This is a genomic window from Roseofilum sp. Guam, assembly GCF_017746735.1.
Lineage (GTDB): Bacteria > Cyanobacteriota > Cyanobacteriia > Cyanobacteriales > Desertifilaceae > Roseofilum > Roseofilum reptotaenium.
The window spans coordinates 1-10,951 of record NZ_JAGHZN010000087.1 but is presented as its reverse complement, the minus strand read 5'-3'; the positions used below and the strand labels follow the sequence as shown (position 1 = coordinate 10,951).

The 10,951-nt window shown below is 47.3% G+C and carries 7 protein-coding genes; 3 read left to right on the top strand and 4 right to left on the bottom strand.

All coding sequences use genetic code 11. The features are described from left to right. Positions 1-341: 341 nt before the first annotated feature. Both J7529_RS23475 and J7529_RS23470 read right to left on the bottom strand, forming a co-directional pair. Positions 342-1,250: an ROK family protein gene (locus tag J7529_RS23475; protein WP_318730988.1), complete on the bottom strand. Its 909-nt coding sequence runs from the start codon at positions 1,248-1,250 to the stop codon at positions 342-344. 98 nt (positions 1,251-1,348) lie between these two features. Then, positions 1,349-4,639 carry an AMIN domain-containing protein gene (locus tag J7529_RS23470; RefSeq protein WP_318730987.1) on the bottom strand — a complete coding sequence of 1,097 codons (3,291 nt, stop codon included), beginning with the start codon at positions 4,637-4,639 and terminating at the stop codon, positions 1,349-1,351. Between the two features lie 292 nt (positions 4,640-4,931). Between J7529_RS23470 and proX the strand changes: the two genes are divergently transcribed. Together proX and J7529_RS23460 are read left to right on the top strand one after the other, a co-directional pair. Beyond that, positions 4,932-5,945 (top strand): glycine betaine/L-proline ABC transporter substrate-binding protein ProX, encoded by a 1,014-nt coding sequence (gene proX / locus J7529_RS23465; RefSeq protein ID WP_318730986.1) that lies wholly within the window; start codon positions 4,932-4,934, stop codon positions 5,943-5,945. A gap of 119 nt (positions 5,946-6,064) precedes the next feature. Continuing rightward, positions 6,065-7,021, top strand: a complete 957-nt coding sequence (locus J7529_RS23460) for a DUF362 domain-containing protein (protein ID WP_318730985.1) — start codon at positions 6,065-6,067, stop codon at positions 7,019-7,021. A 41-nt stretch (positions 7,022-7,062) separates the two neighbouring features. Here the strand turns inward: J7529_RS23460 and J7529_RS23455 are convergent, their stop codons facing one another. After that, entirely contained in the window at positions 7,063-8,145 is a 1,083-nt protein-coding gene (locus tag J7529_RS23455) for a tetratricopeptide repeat protein (protein WP_318730984.1), read from the bottom strand. A gap of 310 nt (positions 8,146-8,455) precedes the next feature. Between J7529_RS23455 and J7529_RS23450 the strand changes: the two genes are divergently transcribed. Then, positions 8,456-10,063 (top strand): radical SAM protein, encoded by a 1,608-nt coding sequence (locus J7529_RS23450; RefSeq protein WP_318730983.1) that lies wholly within the window; start codon positions 8,456-8,458, stop codon positions 10,061-10,063. Between the two features lie 106 nt (positions 10,064-10,169). On the opposite strand, the gene J7529_RS23445 is transcribed toward J7529_RS23450, so the two are convergent. After that, a complete protein-coding gene (locus J7529_RS23445; protein ID WP_413038975.1) occupies positions 10,170-10,949 on the bottom strand; it encodes an Rpn family recombination-promoting nuclease/putative transposase in 780 nt (259 codons plus the stop codon). Positions 10,950-10,951 lie beyond the last annotated feature (2 nt).

The following is a 10,951-nucleotide window of genomic DNA, read 5'->3' as shown; positions in this document are numbered from 1 at the left end:
ATTCTCTTGCGGATTTTGCCGATGAGGTTGAATTGATGATGTCCTTTTCACCTCAATCTCGCCACCATTATCAGAAAGGCTTAAGGGCTATTTCCCTTTTGCCGTCTGTCTTCTAGCTTGTTTGTCGCCCCTTCAGCTCGATGGGACTACTTAATCGAGGCATTATTAAGCGCAACTTCATAAAGAAATGGTATTAGAGTAGATTTAAATAACTGTAAGAAAGGCATTGTAGGGGCGCATTTTTTTGCTCCTACTCATGACTCATACAGCACTTGGCTTGCGTTATGAAACACAAGCTTGAATCCTCTCTCTCCATGTACCACAACCCTATTCCCTATTCCCTATTCCCCAGCGCTTTGCGCTGTATAATATTGCCAGGCTAGTTTAGCTGCGCCCACCATTCCCGCTTGATTGCCTAATTCAGCAACTAAAACCTGGAGTCCTTCGCGAGACGTTGGTAGAACCCGCTGTTCAATTTCTTCTAGGGTGGCAGGGAGGAAGTAAGGGGCACTTTGACTAATTCCACCACCAAGAATAACTGCTTCTGGGGTTAAAATATAGATTAAATTGGCGATTCCTGCCCCTAAACGATGACCGTAGTTTTCCCAAAAATCTAAGGCTTGTCGGTTGCCACTTTCAGCGAGATGGCCGAGTTCTTGGGGTTCGAGATGCCCTTGACGGCGGATAGCAGGAATGGAAACTTGTTGTTCTAAGGAACCTCGGTTACCACTGTTGCAAGGATGACCGTAGAGGTCAATGGTGATTAAGCCCAGTTCTCCGGCTGCGCCATGGCGACCAGTAAATAATTTGCCATTTATGATGATAGCTCCCCCAACTCCGGTTCCGAGGGTGAGCAGGATCAGGTCTTGGAAGTTACGGCCGGCTCCAATCCAGGATTCACCTAATCCAGCACAGTTTGCGTCATTAGCGAGGACAGTAGGTTTACCCGTTTTGCCTTCTAACCAGGAGGCTAGGGGTACATCTTGCCACTCACATAGGTTTATAGCAATGCGAGAAATTTTACCGCTTTTGTCTACGGGACCAGGGACTCCAACTCCCAAGGCTAAGGCGGTTTGCTCTGGGTCAACTTCGGCAAGAGTTGAGAGTAGGGCAGCCAGTATAGCTTCTGGTGTTGCGGGTTGGGGGGTGGCAATGGTGAGAGTGTTTTGGCAACTGCCATCTTGAGCAAACTGGCCCAGTTTTATGCCGGTTCCGCCGATATCGATGCCGATAACTGTGGGTTGGTTCATGGTGGGGGGGATGGGGGGGAATGGGGGAATGAGAGAATGGGGAGACGCAGAGACGAGGGGAAATTGCCTCTTGCCTTTTGCTTCTTGCCTATTCCCTATTACCTGCCAGGATAGCGGAAGCCTCGGTTACGAAGTTGTTGCTGGACGTTGGGGCTGGGAGCGTAGCCATATCCCCAGTTTGCATCTTCTACATCTTGGATGATGTTGGGAGTAACCACAATCACCACTTCTGCACGCTCAGATCGGTTGTCAGTTCGGCGGAACATGCGGCCGATAATGGGTAGATCTCCAAGAATGGGAAGTTTAGAAACCGTTTCCCGTTCTTGGTCTTGAATTACTCCAGCAATCAAAAGGGTTTGACCATCACGCAGACGAATTTTACCCGAACTTAACTCTCGTCTCGAAACCAATGATACTTGTTGTTGCAAACCCCCTACAAGGATATTAAAAGTACCTGTTGGGGTAGAGATACGAGGATTAATGGTCATGGTAATAAAGCCATTATCATCAATTCGATCTACGGCAATTGGCATTAATAGACCTACATCTTCAAATTCAGTGTTAACTGTGGTGGTGGTAGTGTTAGCATTAATAGTCGTTTCTTGTTCTATATTAACAGGGATGCGATCTGTAAGGTTAATCGTTGAAGTTTCCCCTTCTTGAATGGTAAGAGTTGGGTCAGTGAGGATCGTAGCAGTTCCTTCTTGAATATTCGCTTGCAGTTGCGCTAGGAACTGGTTGGGATATTGGAAAACTTGCGGCAGTTGGTAGGTGAGTTGGGCGGCTTGGCCAATAATAGCGGGTAAGCCATTAAGAGCAGCACCTGTAGCAGCAGAAATAAGTTCTCCAGTGGGGTTAGTTAAGGCAGGAATGTTTCCACCTCCTGGAACAAGTTGACTCAATAAGCGGGGAACGCCGTTGGCATCGAAAAATTGAGGAGCAATCGCTTGAGTCGCAGAAACTAAATTTTGACCATTAGTTAGGGGCTGGAAGTTACCCCCACCAGGGGTTAATTCACTCAATAGGCGAGGCGTACCGGTCGTATCGAAGAACCGGGGAGGCTGGGCAGTTACGGGTACGGGGCCATTGACGGGATTAATCAGGGGTCGGAATGTGCCCCCTCCTATGGTTAAGTCACTAAAGTTGCGGGGAACGCCATTAATATCAAAAAATTGAGGCGTTGGCGTACCAGTTTGAGCTGGCGTGAGAACCGCTCCACTCGTGTTTTGTTGCAAGGGTGCAAATGGCCCGTTAGCACCAGGAAGTCCGGGAATATTTAATTCACTTAGTAGTCGGGGCGTACCGGTAGAATCAAGGAAAAATTGGGCCCCGGTTCCAGCCGTGACGACATTCCCGGTAGGATTGAGCAGAGGTTGGATATTTCCACCCCCAATGGTGAGTTCGCTCAGTCTTCGAGGTTGACCATTGGCATCAAAAAATTGTGGGGCTTGTGCTCCAGCTCCAGCCGTAATCAGGGAACCATTGGGGGTTTGTAGCGCCGGTAGCTGTCCCCCACCGAGTTGCAGCTCGCTTAACAGCCTAGGTTGACCCGTGTTATCAAAAAATCGAGGGGCTTGAGTGCCAGCAGTGGGAGCAGTCACCAGATTATTCGTTTGATCGACTAAGGGTTGAAAGCTTCCGCCGCCAACGGTAAGTTCATTCAAACTGCGGGGAATACCATTGCGGTCATAATACAGGGGTGGTGTTCCAGAAGCAGGAGATACCTGACGACCCAGAGCGCCAGGAATACCAACAGAAGAATCAAATCCAGTAACTCCGGGGGTAGTGGGTGAGCCACCAGGGGCGAAAACAGAACCCGGTCGGTTTCGACCTGTGGGAACCAGTTGGCCGGTAGCGGGGTCGCGCACTAGTTGGGTTCCATTGGGGTTAATAAAGGGAGTGTTGCCAGCAAGGGGGTTGGGGACAACGGGACGACCAAACTGATTACTGAGGGTTTGATCGGCTGTAGGTGGTCTTAAGCGTCCAAAGTTGGCTACACCTCGACCACCATCGACCACGAAGAACGAATCCCCGGAACCAAAGGAAAAACTACTGTTAGAAAATTCTGTAGTATTAAGGTTAATGTCAATGACTTTGACATTGACGGATACTTGACGGCGGCGTAGGTCTTGTTGGGAGAGCAAGCCAGTGGCAATTTCTACTTTGCGAGGGTCACCGACGAGGGTGATGGAGTTGAGGCGCTCGTCGGCAATGATGGATAGGCCGCGCAGTAGGAGGGGACCGTTTGCTTCTTGAACGGTGAAATTTTCAATGCTAGTCGTTGTTTCTTCTATTTCCCGTCGGTCTACCCCGTCGCCTTCCACTACACGCGTAGTATTGGTAACGACTCGTTGATAGTCGGCTCCTTGGGAGGCGAGGAGGGTGGCGGAGGCTTCAGCTTCAGCTTGGTTGAGGCGGAGGGTGCGGGTGATGACGGGACTTGATTCGAGAGGCAGGTTGGTACCGACAAAGATGGTGCGGCCAACGCGGTTGGCTTGCAAGCCGCTCAGTTGCAGGACGCTGTTAAAGACGTTTTGTACGGGTTCATTTTCGATGTCGAGAGAAATAGTTGATCCGGCAACGGCAGTAGAGGCTCCGGCTTGGCCTTCGGGAATTTCACCCCCTCCTGCACCGTCGGTAAAGGCGAGGTTCATACCGGCTACCCGTGCGAGGAGGGCGAGAACATCGCGCACTGGGGCATCCCGGAGAACGAGACGGGGGACGTTTTCGGAGGAGCCGAGGTTAATGGTGCGGCCGGATGCGTCGATGGTGGAGACGGAGATCTCACCGAGCGGTGGGGCGATCGCTCTTTGCCGGAAGGGAGGCGCGACACCGGTTCCGGGGGGTAGGCTGGGGATGCCGTTTTGCAAGCTTGGTAGCGGTACACTGTTGTTGGGAGTGCCCTGGGCGATGGGTTGGGGCGGTGTTTGAGCAACCGGTCGGGGAGGAGGTTGGGGTGTCGTATTGGCGGTGGGTTTAGGGTCGTCTTGCTTGAGGGAGAGAATGAAGTTAGAGCCGTCTTGGATACTGATGCGGCCGCTGAGGCTGCCTTGGTTGCCGGTGACGGTAACGCGAACGCTGTTGCCATCTATGGAGTTGATACGAACGGCGGCAATGCCTGGGGCAGGGTTGGCTTGCATGAATTCGCCGCTGGGAATGTTGAGCTGCATATTGGAGATGTTAGCAATCCATTCGTTGCCGTTGGGCACGGCAAATATTTGGGGGCGATCGCCTTCTTGAGTATCTAGGATGACTTCAATGCCGTCATTCTTAGGGTTTAGGGAGACGTTGGTAATTCGGGTCGGAGCCGCCCAAGCCGAAGCATTGGCTACCATCACGGCGGCACTGCCGAGCAGCACTCCACTTAGTCCAAATTGATACTTTTTCATTGCTCTCCTCACGTGATCGCTTTAGACACTGATAATTGAAGATAAACTGTATGCAAACCCCGTTTAAATGAGGGTGTGGTTACTTAAGCATAGATTATGGTTACTTATCATTCCCTAAGTGACCCTCAATCGTCAATAGTGTAAAGCAAATTTGTCAAGTGTGGGGGAATGGGGAGATGGGGGAGTGGGCAGATGAGGCAATAGGGGAATTTTCTATTCCCTATTGCCCTCAATTTATTGGATTACTATATATATCCGGACTTATACTATTTTTTTATTATCCCTAAATGTTATGCCTGGAAAATCATATCGTCGGTTGTTTTCGTCCAGTGTGTTGTTGGTGATCGCGGTGGGCTTGATGAGCTGTCGGTCTAATTCAGACTTAACTCAAGATACGCTAGTGCGTTCCGCCCATAGTAGTTGGGTTGAGGAGAGCTTTCAAACGGAAGTGGTTAATATTGGTTTAGCCGAATTGGGTTACCCCATTGAGAGTCCGAAAACGTTAGATTATCCAGCCATTTATCTATCTTTGGCGACTCAATCTCTCGATTATAGTGTGGTATCTTACGATGCGGGTCATGAATCTTTATTTAATCAGGCTAATGGCAATAATGAGTTAGAGAAAGTTGGCAAAGTGATACCGCCCGGTTCTCAAGGCTATCACATGGATAAAAAAACGGCTGATGAATATGGAATTTCTAATCTTGAACAGTTGAAAGATCCTCAAATTGCCAATCTCTTTGATACGGATGCCAATGGCAAAGCAAACTTAGTTGGATGTAATCCGGGTTGGGTGTGTGAATCGGTGATTAATCATCATCTCAAAGTTTATGGACTTGAGGATACGGTAGAACAAGAGCAGGGAAATTATACTTCCCTTTTGGCAGATACCATAGATCGTTACGAGCAAGGAAAGCCTATTTTCTATTACGCTTATAATCCACATTGGATATTTGCTGTTTTGAAACCTGATCGAGAGGTGATGGCTTTAGAAGTTCCTTTTACATCTTTACCTGAGCATATGGTAGGGATAACGGAAACGGATACGACGTTTGAGGGTAAAAATTTGGGATGGCCGGCTGTGGGACAACGTTTTGTGGTGAACCGAACGTTTGCATCCAGAAATTCGAGGGCTAAACGGTGGTTTGAATTGGTGAGTATTCCAGTAGCCGATATGAATGAAGTGAGCTTACAAATTAAAGAGGGAGCTGATACACCGGAGGATATTCGCCGTTTGGCTCAGGAATGGGTGAGTGAGAATCAAGCACAGTTTGACGCTTGGTTGGCAGAGGCGAAAGAGGAATAGGGAATGGGAGAGGCAAAGACACAAAGATAGATTATGACCTGTTCGCTCTTCCCTATTTCCTTGACTATAATGACGAGAGAAATGAGGAAAACCTTCATTATTAATTGTTAATTGTGATCATGAGTCAAGTAAGTTTGGTGCGGGCGAATTCCTATGATCGAGAGGCGCTCAGAGCTTCTCTGCTGGAAGTTTTGGCTCCTTTGGGAGGTATGGAATCAATCGTTAAACGGGGCGATCGCGTCTTACTTAAACCTAATCTATTAACGGGGTCTCGACCAACTCATGAGTGTGTGACTCGTCCGGAGTTGGTGGTTGAGGTTGCACGGTTGGTTAAAGAAGCAGGAGGTGTGCCATTTTTGGGCGATAGTCCGGCGTTTGGGACTGCGGAAGGGGTTGCTGAGGCGAATGGGTATTTACCGTTTTTGCAGCAGGTGAATTTACCGATCGTAGAATTTCGGGGAAAACGATATCAAGCGGAAGGCGATCGCTTTGGGCATTTGTTGCTGTCTAAGGAAGCAATGGATGCGGATGTAGTGATTAATTTACCGAAGATTAAGGCTCACCAACAGTTGACGATGACGTTGGGAGTGAAAAATCTATTTGGCTGTGTGCCTGGAAAAATGAAGGCTTGGTGGCATATGCAAGCGGGGAAAAGTTCCCAGGAGTTTGGAGCGATGTTGGTGGAAACCGCTCGGACTATTGCGCCAAATTTAACGATTTTTGATGGTATTATTGCCCATGAAGGAAACGGGCCAATGAGGGGTAGTCCCCGGTTCCTGGGTATTTTAGGAGCATCTGAGGATGTGTTTGCTCTGGACTTAAGCGTTTTGGAACTATTGGGGGTTGATCCGATGGAGGTTCCCACCCATGTTGCAGCTTTGGCTGCGGGCTGTTATGCTCAGAAGCAGGTAGAGTTTCCGTTGTGTAATCCGCAGGAATTAGCGATCGCCAATTGGAAGTTACCGGATAAGATACAACCTATTGATTTTGGGATGCCCAGGGTCATTAGATCTACGTTTAAACATCTATATATTCGGTTAATCAAAGAGCCGATGAGCGCCTATCAAACGAAGTAGGTAATGGATAATGAATAATAGAACCGCTATTCCCTATTCCCTTAAGCCAAAGCTTGCCGTTGCTCTCGGTATTGCTCAACTTTGAGTAAGTCACCGAGGGCACTACAGGCTACAATTAAATTTCCTAAGGTTTGCCCAGTTAAGCGTTTGTCTTTGAGGTGTAGGGCAATTTGTAGGCGCTGTTCATAATAGCGAGTCGCTTCGTGATAGTTTCCTAAAGCATCGTGAGCTACCCCTAAACTGCCTAGGGTTTGTTCTTTCATGCGTTGGTCTTTCACTTTTTCAGCAAGCTGTAGTCGTTCTTCGTAATACGTAATGGCTTGGCTATAATCTCCCAGGGTGTGGAAGGTATTGCCTAAATTTCTCAATACTTTGGCAGTTAAACGTTGATTTTGGGTTTTACGAGCTAAGTCTAATAATTGTTGATAATAGTGAATGGTTTGCTCAGAGTTGCCTAGGGAATGGTGGGCATTAGCCAGGTTTCGTAGGATTTGGCTTTGGATCAGGGGGTTGTCTTGTTCCCGAATTAGGGTTAAACTCCGAGTCTGATATGCGATCGCTTTGGGTAAGTCGTTGAGAGCTTTGTAGACTAAGCCCAAATTGTTTAAGCCCACGGCTAATAGGCAGTTGTCTCCCATCTCTTGCGCCAGTTCAATACTGCGACTTTCAGCGGTAATGGCTTCTGTGTAGCTTCCTTGATGGCGGTAAGCATTGCCCAAATTTCCCCAAGTTTGGGCTTCTAGGCGCACATTGCCCAATTGTTGGGCTAATTTTAATCGTTGTTTTTGATATTCGATAGCACGATTATAGTCCCCTTGGGCATAATAGGAATGACTTAAATGGCCCAAAACTTGACTAATCTGTTGATGGTTTTCCAAGCTTTCGTAGAGGGGTAAACACTCTTGCCAGTAGGTTTGAGCCGCTTTAATATTTTCTTGTTGCTGACAGGTACTGGCTTGTTCAAAGAGGCGATCGGCTTGATCCCCCAAAGTGATCGACGATAAACTCTCTACATTAAGCGCTCCTTCGTCACGGGGAATTAATGTATCTCGATGTACCCCTTCTCGATGAATACTAACCACGGTTTGCGCTTTTCCCTGTAAATGGGTTGATCTCGATTTCATTGTTTTGGCTACTCCCTTCTAACTGGTTCACCCGGTTTACCCCCTTAGAATGCACCCGATTAATATAAAGAAGGGTATCCTTTCAGGATAACTGATGAGGGCAAACAAAAACTCAGTATTTTCACTTATTTTTTACCTATTCTTTAAAAAAGTGAGACTTAGATTAATTAAAAGTTTTGCTATTGCTCATGAGAACTTAACCCTATTTTTGAGGCAATTTCTATCAATTTGACAAAAGTCCGATTTTTTTGTATTGTCATAGGGTAAATTGCCCTATTTGCGATCAAAATTAAACTAACCGCATTTTTCCTTGTCTATCCCCCTACATGAAGAACAGCTTTTATTCGACCCGGTATCCCCTGAAAGCACTGCTATTCCGGTAATTTTTGCCTTTCCTAACACCTACAGTATTGGTATCACCAGTTTAGGCTATCAAGTGATTTGGTCGCAGTTGCGTGAGCGATCACAGGTGGCAGTGAGCCGTCTATTTACGGATGGACAGGAAAAACGCCCCAGACAGGTTGAACTGGTTGGTTTCTCGTTATCCTGGGAATTGGACTATGGCAATATTTTGCTGTTGCTTGACCAACTCGGTATACCCAGGCGAAGTGAGCAGCGCCAACAGCATCATCCCCTAATTTTTGGGGGTGGGCCAGTATTAACCGCCAATCCTGAACCCTTTGCTGACTTTTTTGACGTGATTTTATTGGGGGATGGGGAACAGTTATTAGGGGAGTTTATTGACCGATATCAAGAGGTTCGGATTGCATCCAGGGGCGAGCAATTGAGATATCTGGCTCAGGGAGAAGGAATTTATGTACCGAGGTTATATGAGGTGACTTACGACAGTCCAACGGGAGCGATCGCTGCAATTACGCCCCTTGAAGATAGCATTCCTGAACGGCCAACGAAACAAACCTATCGCGGTAAAACCCTCCTCGCCTCTAGAGTCGTTACCCCACAAGCCGCGTGGGAAAACATTTATATGGTCGAAGTTGTGCGATCATGCCCAGAACTCTGTCGATTTTGTCTCGCTAGTTATCTCACTTTACCCTTTCGCACCGCTCATCTTCAAGAAGGATTAATTCCCGCCATTGAACAAGGGTTAAAATTGACCAACCGACTGGGATTATTAGGTGCTTCAGTCACCCAACATCCTGAATTTAATGCCCTGCTCGATTATCTGAGCCAACCGCAATATGACCAGGTTCGTCTGAGTCTAGCTTCTGTCCGCACGAATACGGTTACTGAAAAACTTGCTCGTATTCTTAGTCAACGGGATAGCCGCTCCATTACCATTGCCATTGAAAGCGGATCGGAAAGACTGCGGGCGATCGTCAATAAGAAACTGCAACAAGAGGAAATTATCCAAGCTGCCATTAATGCCAAAGCAGGAGGACTGAAAGGGATTAAATTTTATGGCATGGTGGGTATTCCTGGAGAAGAAATTGAGGATTTAGAACCCACTTTAGAGTTAATGCAAGAATTGAAAAAAGCCGCGCCCGGATTGCGCTTAACCTTGGGATGTAGCACCTTTGTTCCAAAAGCCCATACTCCCTTTCAATGGTATGGAGTCAACCCACAAGCAAAGAAGCGATTAAAGCTCTTGCAAAAAGGTTTAGGAAAAATCGGCGTGGAGTTTCGCCCCGAGAGTTACAATTGGTCGGTGATCCAAGCACTAATTTCCAGAGGCGATCGCCGTCTATCTCACATCCTAGAATTCACGCAAAATTCAGGGGATTCTCTAGGGAGTTATCGGCAAGCATTTAAGCATTTTCAAGGACAACTGCCCCCGCTAGAAGATTATGTGCATCAAAATTGGTCAACCGAAAAAGTTTTACCCTGGCAACATATCCAAGGGACTTTATCTGTAGAAACTCTCAAACAACATTTAGCCACCAGTCAGAAGATACAGTGAGAGGAGTAAACTTGATGTTCAATATCCCAATGTTGATAAATTATTTTGCCTAAATGTTGAGCATCTGCGCGTAAGTAAAACAAGTCATCCGTTCTACTTCCTCAACTTAAGAGTGGCGCTCTGCCAACCAAGACACTAAATCCTCAACTCCAGTAAAATCGATCAGTGCTTCCCCCAAATCTTCCAACACTTCCACAGACAAAGACTGAATCTGCGCTTTCAATTCTGGAGAGAGTTCCCCCACTCGTCGCGTCAATTGGCGAGTGATTAAAGATGCCTCTCTTTGAATCCCTTCTTGCAGACCATCTTGGTAAATTTCCTGATAAATCACTGATTCGCGCATTATCTCTTTCCTCAATAATTGTCTAATTAACTTTTTCTCAAATCTCAAACCCGCCAGCACTTGACTACAAGCCAGGACATCTGCTTGTTGTTTAGTCTCCTCGATTGTAGCAACCTGATTCGCCACTTGCTGGAGTAACTGGCGCGGTTCGGTAGTTTTCGATAAGGTGGCAAAGGGCAATAAACCGGGAGAAGAGAGCAGTAAATTTGGGTCTTGTTCCCACAGTCGAATCACTTGGTATCGGTGCTGGGTATTCGTATCCTCATACTTAGAGACCAAAACTTGTTCGGAAACCGTTTCTCGTAAGAACATGACCACTTGATGTACGGAGCAACCATATTGCCGTTTTAACCTCACATAGTAGTCGAGCATTCGGAAGGGTAGGGGTGGTTCAGAATAGGGACGGGTTTCAAACTCGATGTGCAGAATTTGATTCCCCGCTTTTAAGAAGGTAACCGAATCAGCGCGAATGGGTTCTTGTATCAGTTCGGTTTTGAGGACTTCAACGGGGGTGGGTGGCACTAGGGGAAGCAACCACTCGATGA

What these genes read in the sequence shown, in the direction of transcription:
- J7529_RS23460 (WP_318730985.1), top strand. Translation starts at nt 6,065, where the DNA reads ATGAGTCAAGTAAGTTTGGTGCGGGCGAATTCCTATGATCGAGAGGCG.
- J7529_RS23475 (WP_318730988.1), bottom strand. Translation starts at nt 1,250, where the DNA reads ATGAACCAACCCACAGTTATCGGCATCGATATCGGCGGAACCGGCATA.
- J7529_RS23470 (WP_318730987.1), bottom strand. Translation starts at nt 4,639, where the DNA reads ATGAAAAAGTATCAATTTGGACTAAGTGGAGTGCTGCTCGGCAGTGCC.
- J7529_RS23455 (WP_318730984.1), bottom strand. Translation starts at nt 8,145, where the DNA reads ATGAAATCGAGATCAACCCATTTACAGGGAAAAGCGCAAACCGTGGTT.
- proX (WP_318730986.1), top strand. Translation starts at nt 4,932, where the DNA reads ATGCCTGGAAAATCATATCGTCGGTTGTTTTCGTCCAGTGTGTTGTTG.